The sequence below is a fragment of the Pseudomonas kurunegalensis genome (genome assembly GCF_030291635.1).
Classification (GTDB): domain Bacteria; phylum Pseudomonadota; class Gammaproteobacteria; order Pseudomonadales; family Pseudomonadaceae; genus Aquipseudomonas; species Aquipseudomonas monteilii.
Genome location: NZ_CP127871.1, coordinates 2259400 through 2285972 on the forward strand (window position 1 = coordinate 2259400; position 26573 = coordinate 2285972).

Sequence of the window (26573 nt, forward strand, 5' to 3'; positions counted from 1 at the left end):
GTCGACTACCAGCGATAAGTCAGGTCGGCGGTCACGGTACGCCCCGTTCCCAGCAGGCAGGCCACCGTGGCGAAGCAGCCGGCCACGTAGTATTTGTCGGTCAGGTTCTTCACGTTGAGTTGCGCCGACAACCCTTGCAGGCTGTTGTTGGCCTTGCCGAAGTCATAAGACAGCATGGCATCGACCAAGGTGTAGCCCGGCACTTCAAAGGTGTTCTGTGCATCGCCATACGTAGCGCCGGTGTAGCGCACACCCAGGCCGCCGCCCAGCCCGGCCAGTGGCCCGCCTTGCAGGGTGTAGTCGACCCACAGCGAGGCCAGGTGGCGCGGCACACGGACCGGCGCATTGCCCTTGTTGCTGACACCCAGCGCGTTCGGGTTGTCCTTGGTTACCTCGACATCGTTGTAGGTGTACGCCGTGATCAGGTTAAGCCCCGGCAGCGGTTTGGCCACGCCTTCCACCTCGACCCCGCGTGAGGTCACTTCACCCTGCTGTACGCTGAAACCCGGGTGATCGACATCGGAGGTGGCCACGTTCTGCCGGCGCAGGTCGAAGGCCGCTACCGTGATGTAGTTTTCGCTGCCGGGTGGCTGGTACTTGATGCCCACTTCATATTGCTTGGCGGTTTCCGGCTCGAAAGGAGAGCCGTCGAAGCTGTTGCCGGCGGCCAGCTTGAACGACTCGCTGTAGCTCACATAGGGGAACAGGCCCATGTCGAAGCTGTAGCCGAACGAGGCGCGAGCGGTGGTGGCCTCGTCGGTGATCACCTGGTGGCTGCCGAGGATGCGGTTGGTGCTGTCCTGGCGTGCCCAGTCGTGGCGTACGCCAAGGGTGGCGACCCAGTTGTCGAGGTGCAGTTGGTCTTGCAGGTACAACCCGACCTGGCGGTCGTCGCGGGCGGTGGACAGCAGCGAGGTGTAGCGCGAAGTGTCGATGGTTACGCCGCGCACCGGGTTGTAGATGTTGATCGACGGCGCGTCGCCGTGCTGCACGTCCTGGTTGCGGTGGCCGCGCAGGTAGTCGGCCCCCAGCAGTACGTCATGGCGCACAGGGCCGGTGCTGAAGTTGGCCAGCAGCTGGTTGTCCAGGGTGTAGTTGTCGCTTTCGTAGTCACGCAGTTCGTAGTAACGGGCCAGGGTGTTGCCATTGATCACGCCACTGTTACGGAACAACTGGTCCTGGTAACCGTGCATGTGGCTGTAACGGAAGTTCTGCCGGAAGCTGAAGGTGTCGTTGAAGCGGTGGCTCAGCTCGTAGCCCAGGTTGTTCATTTCTGATTGCTCGCGGTCGAAGCCCGGCTCGTTCAGCGAGCGGTGGCGGGGTACCCGGCCGTTGGGGTTGGAACCGTCGAACAATGAGTAGGCCATGTTCGAGGTGAACAGGTTGGTGTTTTTCTGGTACGACGCCAGCAGGGTCAGGCTGGTGTCTTCGTTGGGCGCCCAGGTCAGGCTGGGCGCAACGTACTGGCGGTCGTCCTTGATGCCGTCGATTTCGTTGTCGGCATCGCGGCCGAGCATCACCAGGCGGTAGGCCAGTGTGCCCTGGCTGTCGAGCAGGTCGCCGACATCCAGGCTCAGTTGCTGGCGGTCGTGGTTGCCCAGGGACAGTCCCACTTCACGGTGGGCGGCGAACAGCGGTTTTTTCGAGACCAGGTTGACCATGCCGCCGGGCTCACCCTGGCCGTAAATCACCGAGGCAGGCCCTTTGAGTACCTCGATGCGCTCCAGGCCAAACGGCTCTGGGGCGTAGTAGCCGGTGTTGTTGTTGCGCAGGCCGTCGGTGTAGGCATCGCTGTTGATCTGCTGGAAGCCGCGCACCATCAAGGTGTTGTCGGTGGGGTTGTTGCCGGACACGTTGGTGTGCACGCCAGCGGTGTAGCTCAGGGCTTCGGTAATGGTCTGCGCACCCTGGGCCTTGATCCGGTCACGCGTTACCACCGACACGGACGCCGGGGTTTCCAGCAACGCGCTGTCGGTCTTGCTGGCGCTGCTGGCGCGGGTGGCCAGGTAACCGTCCACGGCACCGTAGGCACTGTCGCGGCGGGCATCTACGCTGGTCGGCGCCAGTTGCAGGCCTGCGTCTTGTGCCGCAGGTTGCAGGCGGTACTGGCGTTCGCCTGTGGGTACGGCGACCAGGCCACTGCCTTGCAGCATGCGCTCAAGCGCCTGCTCAGGGGTGTAGTCACCTTGCAGCGGGTGGCTGGCCTTGCCTTGGCTGAGCGCGCCGTCGCCGACGATGTAGATACCGGCCGCACTGGCCAGGCGGTTGAGCTGCTGGGTCAGCGGGCCAGAGGGCAGGTCGCAGCGGCGTGTGGTTTCTTCGGCCATCACGGTGGTGGCAGCGAGCAACGGCAGGGCCAGCAGCAGTGGGCGCAAGGTGAACGGGAGCAGGGGCATGGGTGTTCCTTGTGGGGGCAGATGAAGCTGGGTGTTCATCTGCTAATCCGAACGAGCGCGGCAAAACCGGAACACCCCCGTGCAAAAAAGTGCGCGTTCAGCGCGGCTCGATGCTGTACCACCAAGGCAAGGTCTTACGCACCCTGATCGGCAATGCGCTTTCCAGCATGGCCAAGGTGCGTTCCGGGTCATCGGCCGGGAAGCTGCCCATCACCCGCAGCGCCCGCACGTGCGGGTCGACACCCAAATGCCCGGGCAGGTAGGCACGCAGCTGTTCGACAAATTCGCCAAGGCTGATGTCGCTGGCCAACAGCCGACCCTCGCGCCAGGCCTGGCGTGATTCGTCTACCGCCCGCGGCGCTTGCGCACCGTGACGGTCGAAGTCCGACTGCCAGCCGGCAGCCACTACCAGGCTGTCGGTGCCCTCTGCGGGGTGCAGGCGCACCGCACCGTCGAACACGCTCAGGCGTGCGGACTGGTCGCGCTGCCACACGCTGAAACGGGTGCCCAGTGCTTGCAGGCGGCCTTGGTGAGTGTCGATCACGAAGGGACGGCTGTCGTGGGCGGTTTCTACCAGCACTTCGCCGGCCAGCAGTTCCACGCGGCGCAGGTTGGCGCGGTAGTCGATGTTCAAGGCGGTCGAGCCGTTCAGCCACACCAGGCCGCCGTCCGGCAGGCGCAGGCTTCGTATTTCACCCGTGGCGGTGCGCTGGTCGGCGTTGAGCACCAGCAGCTGTTGCCGGGCGGCAGGTACACGCCAGCCAGCCAAGGCCAGCAGGCCGCCGCCGCACAGCAAACCGAGCAGGCCAACGGCTCGTCGGCGGTCGAGGTCGGTACGGCGCACTCTGCCCAATGCCTGTAGCGAGGCATCGGCTTGCAGCTTCAGCGGGGTAAAGCGCTGGCTGATGCGTTCCACATGGGCCCACGCCACCTGGTTTGCGCTTGCGGCGCCCAGCCATTGTTGCCAGCGCCGTTGCAATTGCGCGTCTTGCGGGGCGGCGAGCAACTGCGCATACCAGTTCGCGGCGGCCTGCAAGGTGGCGTGGTCCGGGCGCTCGCTGGCTATCATGGCAGGTCCAGTTCCAGCAACAGGCACTGGTACATCGCCTGGGCCATGTACTTGGTCACGCTGCGCTCGGACACCTTCAGTTGCCGGGCGATTTCCCGGTAGCCCAGCCCCTGGACCTGAGCCAGCAAAAAGGCCTGGCAGACCTTCTCCGGCAAGCGCGCAAGCATCCCCTGCACCTGCTCCAGTGCTTCGAACACCAGCGCGCGCTCTTCTTCGCTCGGCGCCAGTGGTTCAGGCAGGGCCGCCAGGGCTTCAAGCCAGGCCTGCTGCAAGTGCTGGCGGCGCCAGAAGTCGATGCACAGGTGACGGGTGACGGTGCTCAGGTAGGCCCGCGCATGTTGTTCGGTCTGAAACTGCTGCGGCTTGCTCAGCAGTCGCACGAACACGTCATGGGCCAGGTCGGCGGCATCGCTGGCGTTGCCCAGGCGCTTGTGCAGCCAACCGCGAATCCAGCCGTGGTGGGCGGTGTAGTAGGTGTGGACTTGCTGGCTGTAGGCGGGGTCGAGGCGCGACATCGGGGCATCCTTTCGCTGTGCGACAAGGTCTCATATGAGAATTTTTCGCAATAGTAGGCCAGGGTTGATGAGCACGGCAATACGTGAGGAGTACGAGGTATACAAGGCCAAATGAATCGAATACGATGCACTTTCAAGGTTTTTCTCTTTTTGCACTGTATTCGATGCACTAAAGTATGAATGAACTAGGCAATCTGATAAAAAAACTGCGTAAGGAGGCTGGCCTTTCACAGGCACAACTTGCGCAGCGGCATGGTATGAGCCGGGCGACCATCTCGGGCATCGAGAACAACACGATTCCCGAAGTCGGGATCCGCAAGGTCGCCGCAATCCTTGAGGGCCTGGGTTACGAGTTGACGGCGACGCCCAAGCGTCGGCGCAAGACCCTTGACGAGTTGAAGGCCGGGGGTATCCATGACCAGCCAGCGTGATCGTTTGTACATTGGCGCCAGCGGTGAGGCTGTCGGAACACAGCTACCTCGGGTTTGAAGACATGTGCGGGCATCCAGAACGGCGATGCTCACTTGAAGAACTTCGGCCTGCTGTACGAGAACTGTGCGGAAGATGCCGACATCCGGCTTGCACCCGCTTACGATTTGGTGACCACGACGGTGTACAACAGCCACGACATCATGGGGCTGTTGCTGGGTGGGTCGAAGGCCTGGCCGAAACGCAAGATGCTGGTGCAGTTCGGACGAACCGCCTGCAACCTTACACAAGCGCGCTGCGATGAGTTGCTCAACAGAGTCGAAGTCGGCATCAACCGTGCGATGGCGGAGTTATCAGATTATCGCAACAGCCATCCGGCATTTGAGTGCATAGGGGAGAAGATGGCCGCTGCGTGGGCCCAGGGCATGAACAGAAGTATTGTGGCCTAGGGTTTCCGATCTGGCCACGCGTTATACTCCCCGCCATTTTGCCAATGGCCGGAGTACGCTATGCGCCAGGTTTTGCTCATCGTCGATGTCCAGTCCACCTTCAGTCCGCCCGAGTGGCTGGTCGATGGTTTGCGGCGGTTGTCAGCGAATATCCCCACCATTGCCTCGGTCGAGTTGCATGACGAACAGGTCACACCGTTCGAGCGGCAACTCGGCTGGCACCCGGCGGCTGAGGACGAGAGCCTGGTCGAAGCCGACCAGGTCTTTATCAAGCATGGCTACGGGCAGAGCGCGGAAGCTATCGAGTACATTCGGCAGCTGGGTGTAGAGCGGGTGCTGGTGTGCGGGCTGCAGACCGAAACCTGCGTGCTGGCCGCTGGCTTTGCCCTGTTCGATGCGGGGCTGACGCCTACCCTGGTGACGGACATGACCGTAGGCTCTTCGCTGGACCGTTCGGGCAAGCTGGGCATCGAACTGTGGCAGCATCACTTCCGTCAAGTCACTACCTCGGTAGAGGTACTGGCCGAACTGGCCGGACAGGCCTGACGCATGTAGTCACTTTGCCATCAGAGGGCGCCAATGAGTATCATTGTCGATTGTTGTCCGCTGATCGAGAAGGATCTCCATGCTGAAAAAGCCTTACCTGGCAGCTGTCCTGCTGCCTGTTGCAATGCTCTGGGGCAACCTTGCCCACGCCTTTACCGATGGTACTGACCGTTCTGTCACCCTGGAAAAGACCGCGCAGACCTTCGTGGTGCAGAAGGATGGCAGCTACCGTGTGGATGTAGACAGCGTCATGCTGATCAACGAAGAGCGCGCCATCAAGGCCAATGCCGAACAGCCGTTAAGCTACAACCGTTCGTTAGAAACGCTGGAGGTGCTGGAGGCGTACACGCAAAAGCCCGACGGCCGTAAAGTGCAGGTGGATGCCGCGCACATCAAGGAGCAGCAGGAGCGCGCCTCTGCGCAGGCGCCGATGTTCCAGGACTCGGTCAACAAGGTGGTCATCTTCCCCGAGGTGGCGGTGGGCGACCGGCTGGTGCTGCGTTATCAACGTAACCGCACGACACCGCTGTTCCCAGGGCACTTCGAAGACATTACCGCGCCGCAGTTTCACCCGGTCGGGCAGTTTTCGCTGACCTATGACTTGCCGCAGGACATGCCGCTGCAGGCCGATGCCCGCGGCTTCAAGGCATCGTCACCTGCCACCGGGCAAGGGCGCACAGTGCATCGCTGGGACTACGTGCCGGCGGCGCGGGCGCGGATCGAGACCGGGGCGGTGTCGTACCTGGACTACGGCCACTACCTGGCGGTTTCGACCTTCTCCGGCTTCAAGGATTTCGCCCAGGCTTATCAGGCCAGGGCTACGGTCGAGGTCACGCCACAGATCAGCGAACTGGCGAAGCGCCTGACAGCGGGTTTGCCCACTGCGCGGGAAAAGGCGCTTGTCCTCAGTGACTGGGTGCGCGAGAACATCCGCTACGTGGCGGTGTATGTCGGTGCTGGCGGGGTAGTGCCGCATGCCGCGCAAACCGTGCTGGACAACCGCTACGGTGACTGCAAGGACCATGTCGCGCTGCTGGAAGCGCTGTTGAGCGCGGCGGGTATCAAGAGCACACCCGCGCTGGTGAACCAGGGCAATGCCTATGTGTTCCCCAAAGTGCCGACCTTGGGTGTACTGAACCATGTGATCACCTATGTGCCGAGCCTGGACCTTTACCTGGACTCGACCGACCCGTCGATAGCAGCGGGTTACCTGCCGCTGACCGTGCTGAACAAGCGCGTGCTGCTGACGGCCACCGGCGAGTTTGGCAAAACCCCGGCCATGCAACTGAACCAGGTTTCCAGTGACTTGTTGTTCAAGGTCAAGGCCGATGGCGCCGCCGATTTCACCCACGTGTCGACGGTGAAGGGCTGGGCCAGCGAGATGAGCCGCTTTGGCGTGAAACTGATGAAGCCGGCAGACCGCGACATGCTGGTGGAAAGAGTACTGGCTGCTTATGGCCAGCGTGGCAGCGGTTCGTTCAAGGTCGCACCGCCTGCTGCCAACGGCGACTTTGTCAGCACCGTGGACGGGCACACGGAAAACCTGGTCAACCTGCCAGGGCCGGTGGGCGTGGTGACCCTGACCAGCCTGGCGGGCGGTATTTCGCAGAGCGTGTACAGCTTCACGCTGGAGAAGGAACGCAGCCAACGCTTCGTGTGCATTTCCAACGATGTGGTGGAAACTTCGCGCTTCGAGTTCCCGGCCCAGGTCAATGTGCTGGCGATTCCCAAACCTGTGAAGTTGCAGGATGGCAACGTCGACTACAGCGCACGCTACACCCAGGAGGGCAATGCGGTGGTGGTGGAGCGGCGTTTCAGGTTCAGCCGGCCGGACGTGGTGTGTACGCCTGAGGATTTCACGGCCATGAAACCGGCGCTGGAGGCGATGGTCCGCGACCTGCAGAGCCAGATCATCGTGCAGGCGGGGTAGGCCGTTTGAGCAAGCAGGGCCGCAAAGCGGCCCCAAAGTTGCCCAGCCTCAAGCGGAGGTGGCGCGCTCGGCTGCATCTGCTCCGCGCGCCGGTTTCTGCTTGTTCCGGCGGGTGAATAGAAGGCGCAACAGGGTATTCCAGCAGTAGGCCACCAGCACCCCGCCGGCCAGTGCCAGGGTTACCTCGAACAGCGGGTGATTGAAAATACGGTCTGCCAGCGACTGGAACTGGAAATGCGTCAGGTAGATATACAAGGTTGACGAGGCAATCACCGCACCTGCCCGCGCCACCAGGGCAGGTACTGGTACCGAGCGCACCCAGATCAGGGCCAGCATCGCCGGCAGGGCAATGTCGATATAGCGCGAGAACGCCTGCCAGCCCACGCCAGCAATCGCCATCAGGTCCAGCTCGCCGACCACCAGCACCGCCACCGCGCTGGCCACCCATTTACGCGCGGTAGTGTCGGCATGGTGCACCGCCATGCCCAACACCATGACGGCCAGGAAGTGCTGTGGTACCCGGTTGAACAGCGCACCGGCGTCGAACACGAAGCGGCTGACCAGCACATCCACTGCCACCAGCGCACAGGTCGCAATGATCAGGCAGCGGAACGGGTCGGCGAGGACCACTTGTCGTACTCGCCGGATCGACAACACCAGGCCGATGATCAGGATCATCTGCACCAGCACTTCGATGTACCAGTAATTGAACACACTGACCTCGCTGGCCGGGAACCAGTTGGAAACCAACAGCAGCGATTGCCAGTGCAGCCGGTCGAACACCAACTGGATCAGCGCGGTGTACAGCACCGTTGGCACCACGATGGCTGCCAGCGACCTGAGCAGTGTGCGCGCATCGCCCCGTTCTTCGATGGCCTTGAGCTGGAACCGCGCCAGGCTGATGCCGGAAACCAGGAACAGCACCGACGTTTCGCCCACGATCAGCCAGTGGTCGAACTCGCTCAGGTGGCCGACCACGATCAGGATGATGGCGAGCATGCGCACGAACACCGGCATTTCCATCACCCGCCAAGGGCCCTTGGGCGGTGCGCTCAGCTCGGCCAGCTGGTACACCGGCAGGGTTTCCCAACGTTCAGGGAGGTGACCGATCAGCTCCTCCAGCACGCGTGAGGCCTGCACGAACGACAATGAATCGCCGCCCAGCTCGACGAAACTCAACCTGGCGTCCAGGCGTGGCACCTGGAGAATGCGCGCCCAGGCGGTGCTCAGCTTTTCCGCCAGTGGGGACAGGAGCACGTTGGCCGTGTCGTCAAAGGGTGCAGGCAGGGCGCGTTTGTCGAGCTTGCCGTTTGGGGTGAGCGGCAAGGCATCGAGAAACACGAAAAGCGCCGGCACCATGTAGTCCGGCAGTTGGCCGCTGAGCGCATGGCGCAGTTCATTGGCGGTGGTGGGCGTGCGGCTGACGCAGTAAGCAACCAGTCGGATCGAGGCGCTGTCGTGGTTGGCCACGACCACGCATTGCCCGATGTGCGGGTGGCGGGTGATGGCGTTTTCGATTTCCGCCAGTTCGATGCGATGGCCACGGATTTTCACCTGGCTGTCGCCGCGTCCCAGAAAACGGGCGCTGCCATCGGCCAGGTAGGTGCCCAGGTCACCCGTGCGGTAGCAGCGGTCGCTTGGGTCGCCGGTGAACGGGTTGGCGACGAACTTGGCCTCGGTCAGTGCCGGGTCGCCCCAGTAGCCTTGGGACAGGTAGGGGCTGCGGATCAGGATTTCGCCCGTTTCCCCTTCGCTGACCAACTGGTTGGCCGGGTTGACCACCAGCAACTGTGCATTGGCGATGCCCTTGCCCAACGGGACACGCGCATTGTCGGCGTGCGGGTCGAGCGTATGGAAGGCCATTGCTTGTGGTGTTTCGGTGGTGCCGTAGAAGTTCACGTTGACGGCGTTGGGCGCAATGGCGCGGATCTGTTGGTACAGCGCCGGGCTGAGCGCATCGCCGCCCCAGAACAGGTAGCGTAGCCGGTCGAGCACCTGGCCATTCATGTGTGCGCCGGTTTCGATCAGCTTGCCCAGTGGCGGGGTGAGGTGGATCACGCTCACGTTGTGCTGGTGAATCCAGCTGGCCAGCCGGGACGGGTCGGTCAGGCTTGCCTGAGCAGGGCAGGCGATGGTCGCGCCGATCGACAGAGGCGTGAACACGTCGCGGTACACCGGGTCGTGGCCCAGGCCAGAAAGCAGGGAGAAGGTGTCGGCCTGGTTGAAGCCATGCTGGTGTACATGCCAGTCGATGAAGTGCACCAGCGGCGCGTGGTGGGTGACGATGCCCTTGGGTTCACCGGTGCTGCCCGAGGTGAAGGTGATGTAGGCGGGGTGTTCGGGGTTTACGGCGGGCAGCGCCACAGGCAGGCTGGGGAAGGCTTGCAGTGCGTCAGCGGGGGCTTGCGGCACCGTGACGACAAGCGGGCAGTCGGTATCGACGGTCGCCTCGCCACAACGCAGGACCACGGCCGGCCCCAGTGTGCGGACGATCTGCGCTATGCGCGCAGGAGGGTAGGCGGCGTCGGCCACGGTAAAGGCCAGGCCTGCGCGCAGGCAGCCGAGCATGGCGTAGACCAGGGCGGCGCAACGGCTGGCGACGATGACCACACGATCGGTGCCGCTGGCAGCGTTTTCTACCAGATAGGCGGCAATGCCCTGGCTGATCTGCGCGAGCTGGGCATAGCTGCAGCTGGTGTGCTGGGCGATGATGGCGGTGGCATCCGGGCAGCGACCGGCCTGCTCGAGGAAGGCGTGGTGAATGGGCTGCTCGGTACGGTACTCCAGGCGCAGCGTCGGGTTCGGGCGCAGGTCCGGCATGATGGGTAAGGGCTCCGCATGAACGTTGGGGCTGGCTGGTAGCACAACGCTAGTGCAGGGTGGCCGATGGCGCCAACGCCGAGCGATAGTCGGGGCTGCATGGCAGCCCCAAAATCTCAACCTGTTGCGCCAATGTTCAAGGTTTTTCGGGTGCCTTCTTCAGCCTGTAGGCCAAGGCAGGGCGGGTCATGCCGAGCAGGCGGGCGGCTTCGGAAACGTTCTGCCCACAGCGCTGCATGGCCTCCTGCATCAGCGCCTCCTCGACAGCGTCCAGGCCTGTACCGCTGTCGAGAATCTGCGCCACCCAGCCGGGCGAAGCCTGGTCACCGCCTGCCACCAGCCGGCCATCGCTGCCCAGTCCGATACTGTCGAAAGCCGGAGGGGCATGCGGGAACAGGGCGTCGAGGCCGATGCTCTGATTCTCGTCGGTGATAATCACCCCGCGCTCCATGAGATTTTCCAGTTCGCGGATGTTGCCCGGCCAGTCGTATTGCAGGCACACCTGCATCGCCCGGTCGCTGAGCCCACGGGTTTTCTTGCCGTAGCTGTGGTGCAGGCGGCCGAGGAAGTGCTCGATCAGCAGCGGGATGTCTTCGCGGCGTTCGCGCAGTGCCGGAATGTGCACCGGGAAGACGTTCAGGCGGTAGAACAGGTCGGCCCGGAAGCGCCCATCCTTCACGGCCTGTTCGAGGTTTTCGTGGGTGGCGGCGATCACCCGCACATCCACCGGCCGCGTGCGGCTGTCACCCACGCGCTCCAGCTCGCCTTCCTGCAGCACACGCAACAGGCTGGCTTGGGCGCGCGGGGTGAGCTCGACGATTTCGTCCAGGAACAGCGTGCCGCCGTTGGCCCGTTCGAAGCGGCCCATGCGTGCCTGCTGGGCGCCGGTGTAGGCGCCTTTCTCCACGCCGAACAGCTCGGCTTCGATCAGGTCCGGCGGTATGGTCGCGCAGTTCAGCGCCACGAACGCGGCGCCAGCACGCTCGCTGCGCAGGTGCAGGCTGCGGGCGATCACTTCCTTGCCAACCCCGGTTTCGCCCAGCAACAGCACCGAGGCCTTGCCAGGGGCGACTTTGTCGGTGAGTGCGCAGCAGCGCCGGTACACCGCCGACTGGCCGATGCCGTAGAACTGCCCCGACTCGTACTGCAGACGCTGGCGCAGGTTGGCCACCTGTACCTGCAGCGACTGCAGCTCGTCGATCACCGGGTCGCTCTGGAAGTAGCGCAGGAAGGTGTCGGCATCCTCCCATTGCTCCACCGGCTTGCCGATGATGCGGCATTCGCTGCCACCGCAGCCACGGCAACTGACCTCCTTGTACAGCACCTGGCGGCCGAGGAAGAACGAGCTGTAGCTGATGGCGTAACCGAGCAGCATCCAGCACACCGGTTGCTCGGAATGCAGGGCTTCGGACTGGCAGTTTTCCACCTCGAAGGAGTCCTGCCATTCGATGTCGGCGTAGAAGTGGCCGTTGTCCAGGTCGATTTCCAGCTGCAGCGGGCGCACCTTGACCATGCCCTTGAGCGAATGCAGTTGCGGGCCGATGAAGAACATGTCCACCGGGTTGCCATTGGGCCGCAGTTTGCGCGCCAGCTCGGCGTCCTTCAGCCCCGACTGGTAGCCCAGGCGCAGGAAAAAGCCCTTGGCCCGCTCCACGCCAAGCATTTCGATCAGCTCGCGGCGCATGCTGGCCATGGTTGCGGCCTGCACCAGCAGCATGCGCTGCTCGTCCAGCCAGATCTTGCCTTCGGTGCCTTCAAATCGTACCCGTTCGGTCAGGTCCTTCAGCGCCGGCGCAGGTTCCGGCGCCCTGTACTGGGTAATCATTCGCTTGCGCCCCTTGTTTGTAGTTGTATGGGGAATCGGCGTGCACCCGCTCAGGCAAGGCGGGTTTGCTGGTCACGCCGGGACGACCGCAGTCTGCAGGCAAGGCCCGGGTCGTTCTCTTTTCTAAACCGCCTGAAAGCGGCGCAAAAGTCAATCACCGGTAACGTTTGCCATTTGCTCAAACCGTGCAGGCGCGATTGAGCAAATGATCAAATGGGCAGCCAGCAACGCGTGCATAGCGCTGCCTCAGGCTAACGCTTGAACAAAATAAAACCTTTTAAAAACAATTGGTTGAGTTTCATTTTCGGCGATTTCAAAGCGCCTGGCACAGCCGTTGCTCTAGCCCTTGGCACGTCCAACCGGAGCACCCGTGCATGACTCAAACCACCACCACCTTCGAGCAAATGCCGCGCTACGTCCGCGTACGTAGCGAGCCGGACGCCGCCTTCGTCGAGTTCGACTTTGCCATCGGTTACCCGGACCTGTTCGTCGAACTGGTCCTGCCGCGCACGGCCTTCGCCAGCTTCTGCGCCAGCAACCGGGTGCGCCACATGGACGCTGCGATGGCTGCTGCCGTCGATGCCGACATGCGCAAGTGGCGCTATGGCGAAAGCCGCGACGCGGACGAGTAGCGCGCCGCCTGCTGGCGCATTGCATTCCCACAACAACAAGTACAGGACGCCTTGCATGAGTATCGAGATCAAGACGGCCACGGTCGAGCCGATCCGCCAGACCTTCAGCCACATCCGCCGCCGTTTCGGTGACAAGCCGGCCAGCCGCTACCAGGAAGCCAGCTTCGACATCGAGGCCGCCACCAACTTCCACTACCGCCCGCTGTGGCAGCCCGACAAGCTGCTCAACGACCCCAGCCGTACCGCCGTGCAGATGGCTGACTGGTACGCCGTCAGCGACCCGCGCCAGTACTACTACGGCGCCTACGTGCAAGCCCGGGCGCGCATGCAGGAAAACGCCGAGCACAGCTTTGCCTTCAGCGAAAAGCGTGAGCTGCTGGCCAGCCTGCCGGCCGAAACCCGTGCTTTGGTCGCGCGCCTGCTGCTGCCGCTGCGCCATGCCGAGCTGGGCGCCAACATGAACAACAGCGGCATTGCCGCCGACGCGTTCGGCACCAGCGTCACCCAGATGCACATGTTCCACGCCATGGACCGCCTGGCCATTGCCCAGTACCTGTCGCGCATCGGCCTGCTGCTGGAGGACGACGGCCTGGCGTTGTTGGCCGAGGCCAAGCAGCGCTGGCTGGACGAGCCGGCCTGGCAAGGGCTGCGCCGCTACGTAGAGGACAGCCTGGTGGTGCGTGACTGGTTCGAGCTGAGCCTGGCGCAGAACCTGGTCAGCGACGGCCTGCTGTACCCGCTGTTGTTCGAACACTTCGATGCGCAGCTGGTGGCCATCGGGGCAGGGCAGCTGGGGATGCTCACCGAGTTCATGCGCCTGTGGTTTGCCGAAAGCCAGCGCTGGGTCGATGCGCTGGTCAAGACGGCCGCAGCCGAAAGCCCATACAACCGTGAGTTGATCGAAGGCTGGGTGTGTGAATGGCGCAGCCGTGCCGTGCAAGCGCTGCTGCCGCTGGCCGAGGCCGGCCCAGGCCGTGACGCGCTGGATGCTTGTGACAGCGCCTTTGGCGCACGCCTGAAAAAACTTGGCCTCAGTGGAGACGCCGCATGACTTCCCTCGTGTACATCGCCTTCCAGGACAACGACAGCGCCCGCTACATCGTCGAGGCCATTACCCAGGACAACCCGCATGCCCAGGTGCAGCACCAGCCGGCGATGATCCGCGTGCAGGCCGAAGGGCGCCTGGAAATCCACCGCGCCACCGTGGAGGAAAAGATCGGCCGCGAATGGGACGTGCAGGAAATGCTGATCGACGTGATCACCCTCGGCGGCAACGTCGAGGAAGACGAAGACTGCTTCGCCCTGCACTGGAACTGATCCGCACAACGACAAGAACAAGGGAGACCACCATGGCCGCCAAGCGCCTCAACCAGAAAGACAAGTATCGCTGCCTGACCCGCGACCTGGGCTGGGAGCCCAGCTACCAGAGCAAAGACGCCATCTACCCCTACGAGCGGTTCGAGGGCATCAAGATCACCGACTGGGACAAGTGGGAAGACCCGTTCCGCCTGACCATGGACGCCTACTGGAAGTACCAGGCCGAAAAAGAGAAGAAGCTGTACGCCATCTTCGATGCCTTCGCCCAGAACAACGGCCATCAGAACATCTCCGATGCCCGCTACGTGAACGCCCTGAAACTGTTCCTGAGCGGCGTCACCCCGCTGGAGTACCAGGCCTACCAGGGCTTCGCCCGTGTCGGCCGGCACTTTGGTGGCGCCGGCGCACGGGTGGCCTGCCAGATGCAGGCCATCGACGAGTTGCGCCACGTGCAGACCCAGGTGCACGCCATGAGCCACTACAACAAGCACTTCAACGGCCTGCATGACTTCGCCCACATGCACGACCGGGTGTGGTTCCTGTCGGTGCCCAAGTCGTTCTTCGAAGATGCGCGCACAGCCGGCCCGTTCGAGTTCCTCACCGCCATTTCGTTCTCGTTCGAGTACGTGCTGACCAACCTGTTGTTCGTGCCGTTCATGTCGGGTGCCGCGTTCAACGGTGACATGGCCACGGTCACCTTCGGCTTCTCGGCGCAGTCCGACGAAGCCCGGCACATGACCCTGGGCCTGGAGGTGATCAAGTTCCTGCTGGAGCAACACGAGGACAACGTGCCGATCGTGCAGCGCTGGATCGACAAATGGTTCTGGCGCGGTTACCGGCTGCTGACCCTGGTCGGGATGATGATGGACTACATGCTGCCCAACAAGGTGATGTCCTGGGCCGAAGCCTGGGAGGTGTACTTCGAGCAGGCCGGTGGCGCGCTGTTCAAGGACCTGGAACGCTACGGCATTCGCCCGCCGAAGTACGTCGAGCAGACCACCATCGGCAAGGAACACATCAGCCATCAGGCCTGGTCGATCTTCTACCAGTACAGCCAGGCCACCAACTTCCACACCTGGATCCCCACCGACGAGGAGCTGGACTGGCTGTCGGCCAAGTACCCGGACACCTTCGACCGTTACTACCGGCCGCGCTACGAGCATTGGCGCGAGCTGCAGGCGCGCGGTGAGCGCTTTTACAACCCGACGCTGCCGATGCTGTGCCAGATCTGCCAGATCCCGCTGGCCTTCACCGAGCCGGATGCGCCCACGCAACTGAGCCATCGCAGCCTGGTGCATGAGGGCGAGCGCTACCACTTCTGCTCCGATGGCTGCTGCGACATCTTCGCCTTCGAGCCGGACAAGTATGTGCAGGCCTGGCTGCCGGTGCATCAGATCCTGCAGGGCAACTGCGGTGGCGGCGATGTCGAAGCGGTGGTGCGCGACTACTACAACATCGACCCCGGGCAGGACAACTTCGAGTACCAGGGTTCGCCCGAACAGCAGCGCTGGCAGGCCCTGCAAGGCACCGGGCGCAAGGCCGGCTGAGCCATCGAACCACCAGGGCGCCGTTGATGCGCCCTGGCCCTACAAGAACAAGAGGAACAACGCCATGCCCGTGACTGCCATCGGCACCTACACTGCCCAGCCCCTGGACCGCCAGGCCAACTTCCACGGCGCCCAGCTGGTGTACCTGTGCTGGGAAAACCACCTGCTGTTCTGCGCACCGTTCACCCTGCCGGTGGACCCGGCGCTGCCCTTCGCCGCTTTCATCGAGCAAGTGGTCAAACCGGCCATTGCCCTGCACCCGGATGCCGCCCAGGTGGACTTCGCCACGGCACGGTGGCGCCTGGATGAGCAGCCCTTCACGCCCGACCTGGCCCGTGGCCTGGCGGCCAACGGCATCACCCACAAAAGCCTGCTGCACCTGCATACCCCCGGCCTTGAAGGCCTGGGCGGCAGCCACAACTGAGGAATGCCGCCATGAGCTATCAAGTCACCATCGAACCCACTGGCGAACAGATTGAAGTAGAGGAGGGGCAAACCATTCTCGAAGCCGCCTTGCGCCAAGGCGTGTGGCTGCCGTTTGCCTGTGGCCACGGTACCTGCGCCACCTGCAAGTGCCAGGTACTGGAAGGCGAGGTCGACCTCGGTGCCGCTTCGTCCTTCGCCCTGATGGACATGGAACGCGACGAGGGCAAGGTGCTGGCCTGTTGTGCCATCCCGCAGAGCGATCTGGTGATCGAGGCCGACATCGACGTCGACCCGGACTTCGCCGGCCTGCCGGTGCAGGACTACCGCGCCGTAGTCACTCGGCTGGTCGAACTGTCACCGACCATTCGCGGCGTGCACCTGAAACTCGACCGGCCGATGGCCTTCCAGGCCGGGCAGTATGTGAACCTGCAACTGCCAGGCATTGAAGGCAGCCGCGCATTTTCCCTGGCCAACCCGCCCCAGCAGGCGGATGAGGTGGAACTGCATGTGCGCCTGGTGGAAGGCGGCGTGGCCACCGGGCACATTCACCAGCAGCTCAAGGTGGGCGATGCGCTGGCGCTGTCCGGCCCCTACGGGCAGTTTTTCGTGCGCAGCTCCCAACCGGGCGACCTGATTTTCATCGCTGGCGGCTCGGGGCTTTCCAGCCCGCAGTCGATGATTCTCGACTTGCTGGCCCGTGGCGATACCCGCCGCATCACCCTGTTCCAGGGCGCCCGTACCCGTGCCGAGCTGTACAACCGCGAACTGTTCGAAGCGCTGGCTGCCCGCCATGCCAACTTCAGCTATGTGCCAGCCCTCAGCCAGGCTGCAGAAGACGCGCAGTGGCAAGGTGTGCGCGGTTACGTGCACGACGCCGCCAGGCAGCATTTCGATGGCCGCTTCAACGGCCACAAAGCCTACCTGTGCGGCCCGCCACCGATGATCGACGCGGCCATCACCTGCCTGATGCAGGGCCGCCTGTTCGAGCGCGACATCTTCATGGAGCGCTTCTACAGCGCCGCTGATGGGGCCTCTGAAGGCCAGCGTTCGGCCCTGTTCAAACGCATCTGACCCTTTGACGCCTGGCGCCCTGGCAACAGGGGGCTGGCGTGCACCCGACCGATAACAACAAAAAAGGTTGACCCGATGACCCCGACCCTTGCAAACCTGCTGCGCCTTGCCGTGTGCGCCTCGTTGTTCGGCGCTGCCAACCTGTCCCATGCAACCGAAGGCGGCGGCACGTCCTACCCGCTCGGTGCCGAAAACTACATGTCCGGCGCCATGCCACCACCGGGTTTTTATGGCCAGCTGTTCGTCAACCACTACGAAGCCGACAACCTGCGTGGCAACGACGGGCGCAAACTGCCGGTGGACTTTCGTGTACGTGCCAACGCCATCGTGCCGCGGTTGATCTGGGTGAGTGACTACACCGTGCTGGGCGGCAGCCTGGCGTTGCATGCCATCGTGCCGTTGGTAGACCTGAAGGTGTCGCTCAACGGCCAGTCGCAGCATAACAGCGGCCTGGGCGACGTGATCTTCGGCCCGGCGCTGGGCTTTCACCACAGTGACAAGTTCCACAGCATCCTGGCCTTCGACATGATTGCCCCCACCGGGCGTTACGACAAGAACGACCTGGCCAACCCCGGCCGCAATTACTGGGTGTTCGAGCCGGTGTACGCGATGAGCTACATCGACCCGGCCGGGCTCAACCTGGATGCCAAGGTGATGTACGACTTCAACCGGCGCAACCCGGCCACCGATTACCGTTCGGGACAGGAGTTTCATGTGGACTATGCCGTGGGGTGGGGGCTTGGGAATGGCTGGGTGCTGGGGGTAGGGGGGTATTACTACCGGCAGACGACTGACGACCGTCAGGACGGTGAGCGTATCGAAGACAACAAGGGGCGCAGCTTTGCCATCGGCCCGTCGATCAAGTACAGCGGCAAGGATGGCTGGTTCGTGACGGCGAAGTGGTCGAAGGAAACCGAAGTGCGCAACCGCGCCCAGGGTGATGCTTACTGGTTGAAGCTGACCTTGCCCTTCTGAAAGGGGGCTGCTGCGCAGCCCATCGCCGGCAAGCCAGCTCCCACAGGGATCGCGCAGGCAGAAGATTGATCTAAAGCCTGCACAGTCCCTGTGGGAGCTGGCTTGCCGGCGATGAGGCCAGTGCAGGCATTACAAGGCTGCCTGTACTGGCCGATGCATCAGGCCACATCTACCAGCACGATCTCGCTGTCTTCGATGGCGGTCACCCGCAGCACTTCTTCCTGCTCGATCGCCACGCCATCACGTGCCTTGGCCCGCAACCCGTTCACCTCCACCAGCCCCTTGGCCGGCACCAGGTAACCCCGGCGTGCGGCATCGAAGCGGTACTCGGCGGTTTCCCCAGCACGCAAGGTAGCAGCCACCAGCCGCGCATCGGTGCGGATCTGCAGGCTGTCTTCATCGCCCACGCGGCCGCTGGCCAGGGTCACGAAGCCTTCACCACGTTCGCCTTTGGGGAACGGCCGGGAGCCCCACTGCGGTGCTTCACCGGTGCGCTCCGGCACGATCCAGATCTGGAAGATACGGGTATCGACGTCCTCCAGGTTGTACTCGCTGTGCACGATGCCGGTACCGGCGCTCATTACCTGCACGTCACCGGCTTCGGTGCGGCCCTTGTTGCCCAGGCTGTCCTGGTGGCTGATCGCGCCTTCACGCACATAGGTGATGATTTCCATGTCGCGGTGCGGGTGCGGCGGGAAGCCGCTGCCGGCTGCGATCAGGTCGTCGTTCCATACCCGCAGGTTGCCCCAGTGCATGCGCGCCGGGTCGTAGTACTCGGCAAACGAGAAATGGTGGTGGGCGTCGAGCCAGCCATGGTTGGCGTGGCCGAGGCTGTCGAACGGTCTCAGTTGCAGCATGATCGTGCTCCTTGAATCAGTGGAATGACGCCATGATGCGCTAAAGAAACATCGAAAATAAGCGTAAATATCGGCTTAAAACAATCGGTTTAATAGATGTTATTTCTGCCGACCTTTCTTCGCTTCATCGCCTAATCCACTGATCTGCAAGCATTCGCTGGCGATTTTCCGTCGATGCAGCGAACATGCCCGCTGATTTTGTTTTTCAACGGAGTGACCGTGGCCCACGAGCAACCCCAGGCCCCCGCCGACCTTACCCCGCCCGCCCAACTGCCCTGGTTTCGCCGCCTGGTCGCCCGCCTGCTGGGGCGTGGCCTGACCCGTCTGCAGGCTCAGCACCGCGACTCCTGGTTCCTCGGCCACGCCAGCGGCCAGCGCACGGGCCATGCCGAGGGTGAGCGCGAAGGCTTCGAGCGCGGTCGGGTGGAAGGCTACGAGGCCGGTCGCCAGGTGCTGGTTATTCGCGATACCCGCCCCGACACCGTCGCCGTGCCTGGCCAGGACGATAACCTGTTCGATGACTGGCGCCTGCCATTGACGGCCGAGCTGAAAAAACGCTTCAAGGCTGATGTGGCCCAGCGTCTGCCCGCCGAGGCCCAGCCCAGTGCCGCGCAATGGAAGCTGATTTTCAGCGACACGCCGTCCACCTGCGTGGTGGCCGGTGCCGGTGCCGGCAAGTCCACGTCGCTGGTGCTGCGCATTTTGCTGCTGCGCCATTACCTGGGCTACGAGCTGGACGCGATGACCGTGGTCACGTTTACCCGCGAGTCGCGCAAGGACTTCATCAAGCGCCTGTTGCAAGTGTTCGCCCTGTGGCAGATCAACCTGCAACCGGTGCAGGCACGCGAGCTGGTGCGCACCTTCCATTCGCGCATTCTGCCGCTGGTGCGCAGCCTGCCGGGTTTCGGCCAGGTGCGCGCATTCGAGACGCTGGGCAACGAGATGCCCGCCGGGCGTGAGGCCGAAGCCGACAGCAACCCGTTCGACCTGCGCCTTAACGATGCCCAGCGCCAGCAACTGAACCAGTGCTACAGCAGCTTGCTGGGCGAGAGCCCGCGTTTTGCCGAACTGGTCGGCCTGTTGCGCAGCGAAGCGTTGCAACTGAAGCCACTGGACCCGAACAACCCCGATGTGCAGAAGCGCGCACAGGTAACGCAGCTGGCGGCCCAGCGCGACGAAGAGCTGTGCGATGTGATCGAGGACCTGTGGTTCGCCGCTGGCGCCTGGCCGATCAAGGGCATCGAACCCTGCCGCGAAACCGTCGACATCCGTGGCAGTCGCTTTCATGTGCATGGCCGGCTGGAAGGCCAGGGGCCTTGGGTGGTGCTGGGCTTCGACCCCGCAGAAAGTGCCCAGTACCAGCGCCCCGGCGCCAAACTGGCAGTGCGTGCCGAGTGGGCAGTCAAGCGCACCCTGTTGCAGGCCTTCTGCGACCGGCCGCTGATCTGGCTGGACAACTACGCCATGGCCCGGCGCCTGGCGGCCTCGCTGGCGGGTGATGCCGTGGCTGGCCCGGGGTTCGAGTACAAGGTCAAGGGTGAGCTGGCCCCGGCGCCACTGCTGGATGCCTTTGTCGGTGCGGCCAACTTCATCGAGAACCTTGGCCTGGACGTGAATAACGCGGTGGCGGCGATGAGTTTCCCGTCGGGCGACAGCGATGCCTTGTTCTTCGAGGCCCTGGCCCTGTACTGGAAAGCCCTGGAAGCGCACCTGCTGGACCAGTCGCCACCGGTGATGAGCTACAACCGCATGTTCGCCTTGTTTGGCGAGAACAACCCGGAAAACCTGCAACTGCTGCCCGACCCGCTGCTGCGGCCACTGGCGCACCTGATGATCGACGAGTTCCAGGACGTGTCGCCGCAGATTGTCAGCTGGCTGCGTGCCTGTCTGGCCGAAATCCGCCGACGTGGCCCGGCCATGCACACCGGGCGCCATGCGCAGCATTCGTCGCTGCTGTGTGTGGGGGACGACTGGCAGTCGATCTACGGCTGGCGTGGCAGTTCGCCCAAGTATTTCATGGAGTTCACCAAGGCCTTCCCGTCGCCGGCCAACACCCGGGTGATGCTGGTCGACAACTACCGCTGCCAGCAGCAGGTGATCGACGCGGCCGAGCACCTGGTCAAGGGCACCCCGGCGATTGCCGGCAAGAAGGCCCGGGCCAGTGGCCCCGCAGCCGAGCTGCCGGGGTCGCCGGTCAAGGTGTTCGACCGTGACGAAGCCGCCCTGGGCGAAACGCTGATGGAGCACTACCAGCGGGGCGAGACGGTGATGATGCTGTACCGCAAGGGCAGCGACAGGGCCTTGATGAACGAGCACCTGCAAGGCGTGCTGCACGCCGAAGCGGCGCTGCCGGCCGAACAGCGCCGGCTGCGCCAGCTGACCTACCACAGTGCCAAGGGTTTGCAGGCCGATGCGGTGTTCATGCTGGGCGACTGCCAGTACCTGACCAGCTCGCCCTACAAGAACCAGGTGTACCGCCAGGCCGGGCTGGGCAAGGCGGGTGATGCCCAAGCGTTCGATACGGCGCAGAAGGAAGAAGTACAGCGCCTGGCCTACGTGGCGGTGACTCGTGCGGTGCAGCATTGCTACTGGCATGTGGAGGCCGCCAACGGCGAAGCCGCGGCGGCCCCGCGGGCGTCCAGCCAGGTGGATGGCCGGCAGGCTTTCTTCGAAGACCTGCGCGGCCAGTGAGCGCCGCTTAGCTGCCGAGCGTTTGCGCCTGGCGCGTCAGGCTGGTCAGCAGGCCCGTTTCAACCTGTTGCTGCTCGGCAGTCAGCACGTCCACGCCCTGACGATACTGCTGCTCGTTGATCGCCACGCGCTGAAGCCTGCCTTGAGTATCCAGTGGGGTGTCAGGCAAGACGTTGGCGAGGGCTCGCAGCACGGAACTGTCCAGGGACGTGACCGGGTCGGCGGTTTCATCCAGGCAGTAGTACAGGTAGTCCAGGCCTGGTCGCCAAAAGTCGGTGATCAGGCTGAACTGCACTGCATACGTTCGTTTCAGGAATTCGACCCAGCCCGGCTGCCGGTTCAACCATTGCTCCCGCGCGGCAGCATCCGTATCCAGGGCAAGAACCGCCGCTTTCACCCTGTCGATGATCGTCTGGTTGAGCTTGGCCGTGCTGCGGTACAGCATGCCACGGCTTGGTTCAGGATAGTCCAGCGCGGTGGCCAAGGACTGGCGCAAAGCCAGGCGCATTTCGATATCGTCCACCAGCCCCGTTTCCAGATCGAAATCAGGAAAGGCCGAGGGGTCATCCAGCTCATCATAGGGCGGCAATGCTTCGTCGAACACATCATCCAGAAGTGCCTGTTTACGCAACGCCCTTTTCAAGCTGATGCGGTCGGCCAGTTGATTGACCTGATCGCGTCGATACAACCTGCGATACAGGTTCAGTAGATCGGTCGGTTGGCTACCGGCACGGCCTGCCGCTTCGTGGGCCAGCGCTTCTGTTTCCAATGCGCTGAACGCATCGGCACCCGCGTCCCCGCAGGTGGGGGGAAAGTCGCCAGCTACGGTAGTGAGGCGTTCACGCAGCGCGGTGTCTCGAGAAGCCTTATCCAGCAAGTCCCAGACACGGGCTCTCAGGGCATTGGCATCCCGTTGCGCTTCTGCCGATTGGGCAAGGCGCTCCAACACGCCCAGCAACGCCGTATTTTCACCTTGGTCGAACAGGTCGCCCCACAGCTGCTCTTCGGCACTGCTCGCTTCGTCGCGGAAAAAGCCTTGCCACTGCGGCAGGTCTTCTTCGTGCTCGAATACGTTGACGCCACTGCCGCCCAGGCGTGCGCGTGTCTGGGCCTCCAGCGTGTTGTAGTTGAACAGCCAGTTACGCTCTGGCAAGCGTGCGGCAACATCACGGGCGTAGGGCGTGCGCAGCACACCTGGCAGGTCTGGCAGGGTGCGAATGCGGTTGGAGGAGAGGTTGAGGTAACGCAGCTGGTACTGGGGTTGGTTCATGAGCACGGTCAAACTGTCGGGCCACTGTTGCAGCTCGCAACGCTCAAGGTTCAGGTGGCTGAGGCGCGCCATGAAACGCAGGTCTGGTGCCAGCTGCAATGGGTTGCCGACCAGGTGCAGCACCATGGGGTGAATCATGTCCTGAAAACGGGCGGCAAGGGTTTCATCGAGCGTGATTAGATTGTTGCCCAGGCCGAGTGCATCGAGGGGCAAGCGCGTCAGGAAACTCAAGCTGGCGTCATCGAGCTGCAGCTGGTTGCGGCTGAGGCCAAGCATCTTCAGGCCGGGCATCGACCCGATGGCCTCTTGGGCAGTGGCTGAAAGGGTGGTCAGGCCATTGTTTGTCAGGCCCAGTTCGCGTAGCCGTGGCGCAGCCTTGAGCGCCTCGAACAATGATTCGGCATCCATTTCCGGGTTGCCGATGATCTCCAGGCTTTCCAGGTGAGGAAAATTGGACAGGAAGCCGCTCTCCAGGTGCCGCAATTGCAAGCCGTCGAGCGTGAGTTGGCGGATGTGTGGCATGCGTGCCGTGAACGTTGGCAGCGCTTGCAGTTGCATGCGATCCAGTACCAGCGTTGCGCGTTGCGCGCCGCCTTCACGACGGCAAGCACTCATCAGGCGTTCGGTGCATTGCTGGCGATCGAGCCGGTCTACGATGTTGCGTGAGTGGCTGACCCAGCGGTTGAGGTCACGGCTCAGGGTGCGCTGCTCTGCTTCCAGCCGACTGATGGCGATACCCAGGTCGTCCCCTTGGGCAAGTTCGCTTTGCAGCGCGCTGATTTGCTGGCTGCCGAGTTCTGGGTAGAGCGCACTGAGCCGGCGCGCAGCGGGCATCGCGCGTCCTTGCAGGCCTCGGCCACTCAGGGGGTAGCCAAGCTGGCCGTTGGCCAATCGCAAGGGGGAGCGGAAGTCCGGTTTGATCGGCTGTTGGCCGAGCAGTGTCGCGCAGTGCTGGCGATCATCAAGGGCAACTTGCAGCAATTGGGCCGAGTCAGCCTGCGGGTGCTCGGCTTGCAGGGCCTGCTTCAGGCGTTGGCTGTCGTCGTTGGCCAGGCTGGGCCTGAAGAGGCCGAGGAGGGCGCGGTCAAGCCGCGCCCGGGCTTGCAGCAGGCGTGCCTCTTCGGCAATGCGAAGCGGCACGCGGCCCTGTTCCAGGCTTGTTCGTTCGGCGTTGCTGATGTGGGCCAGTAATGCGTCAAGCGCACTGTCCGGCAGGCCGGGAAACTGCCGGGCGAGGGGCCGGGCGGTCGGGGGCAGGGCGGGGCGTCGGCTTTCTCGCAGGCTGCTGAAAAGCCCCGCACGATATGCTTGCAGGTGTTGCGCGAGCGTGTTGTTCAATGTGGACGCTCGGTGTTCGGGCCGTGTGTCACCGAACAACTGGACAATGGCTTTGTCATCCATCTGCGCCAGAACGGTCTGGCTCAACTGGCCGTTTTCCAGGTCGGTACGGGTAACCTCGATTTCTACCTGACCCTCTGTGTGAGGAGGGCCATAGCGCACAGATTCGCCCCAAGGTTCTGGCCCCTGATAAACCTTGAGCACTTTGCCTTCAGGCCATCCGGGCAGGCGCAGTAATTCAGGCAAGGCGTAGTTCTTGTACGCTGCCAGCGGCAGACCATGCCGTACGTGGGTGATGATCTGCTGTGCCTGGTTATCCAGCTGCAGGCATTCCAGGGCGTCGATCAACAAGGCAGGTGGACGCAGGCCGGCCGCCTGGGCGCGACGCAAGACGGCTTCATCGGTGCCGGTACTGCGCAGGGCGCAGTCAAGCTCTGCATCCGCCAGGCCTGCGCCGTAGTCGCCGAGGCGGCGCATGAGCTGTTCGCGGCCCCATTCCAGTGGCTGTTCGTGGGCCAGTTGCCAGCGGCCGTTACCGTGATGCAGCAAGCGTGGGGCATAGGCTTGCGCATCAGCGGGGTGGCGCACGCGCCATTGTTGATCGGCATCCTGGAACACCTCGTAGGGGGTGCCGTCCACGTTGAGGTAAGCCTTGCCATCGAGGTGTACATGGCCGAGCGAGTCGGGTTGAGCCCCCTCAGGGATAACCACTGTGCTCGCATAAGGCTGCATGTCGGGGTGCCAGAGCACTTCCCGATCTTCGTGCCACACGCTTGTCAGGGCGTCTACGAAGCCGGACGCCTGGACAAGCCTGGCACCCACCGCAAAACCGGCAATCACCGCCGCATTGATGGCCAACGATTCCAGTTGCGCCAGTGCCTGTCGGTTATCACCTTCTTCCCAGGCTTCGAACCCGGTGAAAACCGAGCTCATCAGGTCGTAGGCGAAAACGCCAAGCATGACCGTGTTCAGCCCCGGCACGAAAAACGCGGCGACGTTCAGCACGTTCATGCCCAGCTCCAGCCAGTGCTTCAGGCGTGCGTTGCGGGCCTTGGCATCGACTTCGGCGGTGGGAACCGCGATGGTTCTTGCATCGGCCTTCATGCGCGCAAGGTGCGCGTTGTACAAGGTCGTCCAGGGGGCGGTCCTGATCAGTGAAGGTGTGAGAGGGAGGGCTGGCTTGTGCCGGGGTTTGCGTTCGCCGGCTTCATTCTTTTCGAACAGCGCCTCCTCCAGCTTGTCGGCCAGCTCTTTTTGCCTGGCCATGTAGGCGAAGTGCACCAAGGTTCGGCGAAATTCGGTTTGCAGTAGCCGCCTGCGCAGGTGCTTGCCTGCTTCCTGGCGTGAGGCAAATTCCCTTACCGGGTGCTCGCTGTCGCCCGGTATATAGAGCATGCAGGGGTTGTTCCGGTCAGGGTTGTCAGGCCCGATGAACAGGACTTCGTGGATGGGGATATCGAACAGGCTGACGTTCCAGCAGTGCAATGCCTGTTGCTGATACGTTGGGTGGGTGTCGCCGTTGCACAGTTGCATGAGCGCATCGCGCCCAGGGGTGCTCAGCAGGCCTTTGAGCGTTGCGATCAGTACCTGCACCCGCAAGGCCTCACGGCTAGCGTTTATCGACAGGCGCTGGATTTCAGCGCGATTGTCGCCTTCGTGGGTTGCATGCAGATGGTCTTGATAGCGCTGGCCAAGGTCCAGCGCCCGGCAATGCCGTACGAACGCTGCCATTGTCAGGCCAGGCAGGGGCGTTTCGCTGCCTGCTGCGAGGGTGAGCCTGCTGTAGGCGCCGGCTTCGTGCAGGCCCTCGAAGTTGTGCAGGGCGGCCTCCAGCAAACTGCGTGTTTGCGGCTCGCCCACGGGGCGGGTGGCAAGCACATCCAGCTCCCGGTCTGGTACCAAGGGCAGCTCTGCATCGGGAACGCCGGTCCAGATGTCGGCCGTTGCTTCAAAGGGCTGGAAGACGTATTGCGCCCGGTCTACGGGCACATCCACGTTCAGCCGCTCGGTCAGCAGAGGGGTGCAGAATGCGACGATGTCCTGAAAGCCGGCAAGCGACTTCCTGAGTTGGGCCACAGACCGGTCTCGCGCCTCGATCGCGTTGCATAGCTGCTCGCGCTCGGGGGTATCGGCAATGGCATACCAGGTGTAGGGAGTGCCATCGTCAGCCAGAAAATCCTTGCGCAGGCTTTGCACCACTTTGCGCGTATGTACGGGATGAAGCGCCTTGCTCCATTTCGGCAATGCTCGGGTTATCTGGCTTTGATGTAGCGGCGTGGGGTTTGTCATGGTCATGACCTCTTGCGTAGAGGGGGTAGTCCACGCTCATCAAGGCGCCGTGGTGCGGTAGATAGTTGTCGGTAGCGGTCGGTCCTGCGCATGCGCGGGTCGGTGAGGGGCCAGCAGCTGGGGGCGATCTGCGAGAGGGTGAGGCAGGCCATGGCGCAGGCTTCAGCCAAGGAGAATTGCA

18 protein-coding genes and 1 pseudogene are annotated in these 26573 nt (G+C 63.3%); 12 read left to right on the forward strand and 7 right to left on the reverse strand.

From position 1 onward, the window contains the following. Positions 1-5 precede the first annotated feature (5 nt). The 3 genes from QQ992_RS10165 to QQ992_RS10175 all read right to left on the reverse strand — a co-directional run bounded on the left by QQ992_RS10165 (position 6) and on the right by QQ992_RS10175 (position 3980). On the reverse strand, positions 6-2396 hold the full coding sequence (locus QQ992_RS10165; protein ID WP_286113260.1) for a TonB-dependent siderophore receptor: 2391 nt from the start codon (positions 2394-2396) through the stop codon (positions 6-8). Between the two features lie 97 nt (positions 2397-2493). Then, complete coding sequence (locus QQ992_RS10170; RefSeq protein WP_286113261.1) at positions 2494-3465, reverse strand: FecR family protein; 972 nt, start codon at positions 3463-3465, stop codon at positions 2494-2496. Further along, entirely contained in the window at positions 3462-3980 is a 519-nt protein-coding gene (locus tag QQ992_RS10175; protein WP_105948315.1) for a sigma-70 family RNA polymerase sigma factor, read from the reverse strand. Before QQ992_RS10175 ends, QQ992_RS10170 begins: the two co-directional genes overlap by 4 nt. Before the next feature lie 176 nt (positions 3981-4156). Here QQ992_RS10175 and QQ992_RS10180 point away from each other — a divergent pair, with 176 nt between their 5' ends. From QQ992_RS10180 to QQ992_RS10195, 4 genes and pseudogenes are all read left to right on the forward strand, one after another. Beyond that, positions 4157-4411 carry a helix-turn-helix transcriptional regulator gene (locus QQ992_RS10180; protein WP_119369626.1) on the forward strand — a complete coding sequence of 85 codons (255 nt, stop codon included), beginning with the start codon at positions 4157-4159 and terminating at the stop codon, positions 4409-4411. A 66-nt stretch (positions 4412-4477) separates the two neighbouring features. Continuing rightward, a pseudogene (locus QQ992_RS10185) lies at positions 4478-4858 on the forward strand (HipA domain-containing protein); the annotation flags it as partial. Between the two features lie 60 nt (positions 4859-4918). Continuing rightward, entirely contained in the window at positions 4919-5404 is a 486-nt protein-coding gene (locus QQ992_RS10190) for a cysteine hydrolase family protein (RefSeq protein WP_286113262.1), read from the forward strand. A gap of 79 nt (positions 5405-5483) precedes the next feature. Next, complete coding sequence (locus tag QQ992_RS10195) at positions 5484-7334, forward strand: DUF3857 domain-containing transglutaminase family protein (RefSeq protein WP_286113263.1); 1851 nt, start codon at positions 5484-5486, stop codon at positions 7332-7334. 48 nt (positions 7335-7382) lie between these two features. On the opposite strand, the gene QQ992_RS10200 is transcribed toward QQ992_RS10195, so the two are convergent. Then, positions 7383-10154 (reverse strand): amino acid adenylation domain-containing protein, encoded by a 2772-nt coding sequence (locus QQ992_RS10200; RefSeq protein ID WP_286113264.1) that lies wholly within the window; start codon positions 10152-10154, stop codon positions 7383-7385. 136 nt (positions 10155-10290) lie between these two features. Next, positions 10291-11979 carry a sigma-54-dependent Fis family transcriptional regulator gene (locus QQ992_RS10205; RefSeq protein WP_286113265.1) on the reverse strand — a complete coding sequence of 563 codons (1689 nt, stop codon included), beginning with the start codon at positions 11977-11979 and terminating at the stop codon, positions 10291-10293. Between the two features lie 374 nt (positions 11980-12353). Between QQ992_RS10205 and QQ992_RS10210 the strand changes: the two genes are divergently transcribed. The 7 genes from QQ992_RS10210 to QQ992_RS10240 all read left to right on the forward strand — a co-directional run bounded on the left by QQ992_RS10210 (position 12354) and on the right by QQ992_RS10240 (position 17947). After that, positions 12354-12611 (forward strand): phenol hydroxylase subunit, encoded by a 258-nt coding sequence (locus tag QQ992_RS10210; RefSeq protein ID WP_105948709.1) that lies wholly within the window; start codon positions 12354-12356, stop codon positions 12609-12611. 55 nt (positions 12612-12666) lie between these two features. Then, positions 12667-13662 (forward strand): aromatic/alkene monooxygenase hydroxylase subunit beta, encoded by a 996-nt coding sequence (locus QQ992_RS10215; RefSeq protein WP_286113266.1) that lies wholly within the window; start codon positions 12667-12669, stop codon positions 13660-13662. Then, the gene (locus QQ992_RS10220; RefSeq protein ID WP_019097310.1) at positions 13659-13928 is read left to right on the forward strand and encodes an MmoB/DmpM family protein; all 270 of its coding nucleotides are present in this window, start codon (positions 13659-13661) and stop codon (positions 13926-13928) included. The genes QQ992_RS10215 and QQ992_RS10220 overlap by 4 nt, the downstream gene beginning before the upstream one ends. 32 nt (positions 13929-13960) lie before the next feature. Further along, positions 13961-15475 carry an aromatic/alkene/methane monooxygenase hydroxylase/oxygenase subunit alpha gene (locus tag QQ992_RS10225; protein ID WP_104834531.1) on the forward strand — a complete coding sequence of 505 codons (1515 nt, stop codon included), beginning with the start codon at positions 13961-13963 and terminating at the stop codon, positions 15473-15475. Positions 15476-15539: 64 nt separating this feature from the next. Beyond that, positions 15540-15899, forward strand: coding sequence for a phenol hydroxylase subunit P4 (locus QQ992_RS10230; RefSeq protein ID WP_016714637.1), 360 nt, complete (start codon positions 15540-15542; stop codon positions 15897-15899). An 11-nt stretch (positions 15900-15910) separates the two neighbouring features. Continuing rightward, positions 15911-16972 (forward strand): NADH:ubiquinone reductase (Na(+)-transporting) subunit F, encoded by a 1062-nt coding sequence (locus QQ992_RS10235; protein ID WP_286113267.1) that lies wholly within the window; start codon positions 15911-15913, stop codon positions 16970-16972. Between the two features lie 75 nt (positions 16973-17047). Further along, complete coding sequence (locus tag QQ992_RS10240) at positions 17048-17947, forward strand: SphA family protein (RefSeq protein WP_177410319.1); 900 nt, start codon at positions 17048-17050, stop codon at positions 17945-17947. 158 nt (positions 17948-18105) lie between these two features. Here the strand turns inward: QQ992_RS10240 and QQ992_RS10245 are convergent, their stop codons facing one another. Then, positions 18106-18804: a pirin family protein gene (locus QQ992_RS10245; RefSeq protein WP_060497192.1), complete on the reverse strand. Its 699-nt coding sequence runs from the start codon at positions 18802-18804 to the stop codon at positions 18106-18108. Positions 18805-18978: 174 nt separating this feature from the next. Here QQ992_RS10245 and QQ992_RS10250 point away from each other — a divergent pair, with 174 nt between their 5' ends. After that, a complete protein-coding gene (locus QQ992_RS10250) occupies positions 18979-21495 on the forward strand; it encodes a UvrD-helicase domain-containing protein (protein WP_286113268.1) in 2517 nt (838 codons plus the stop codon). A gap of 7 nt (positions 21496-21502) precedes the next feature. Here the strand turns inward: QQ992_RS10250 and QQ992_RS10255 are convergent, their stop codons facing one another. Then, complete coding sequence (locus QQ992_RS10255) at positions 21503-26392, reverse strand: NEL-type E3 ubiquitin ligase domain-containing protein (protein ID WP_350157406.1); 4890 nt, start codon at positions 26390-26392, stop codon at positions 21503-21505. Between the last annotated feature and the right edge of the window lie 181 nt (positions 26393-26573).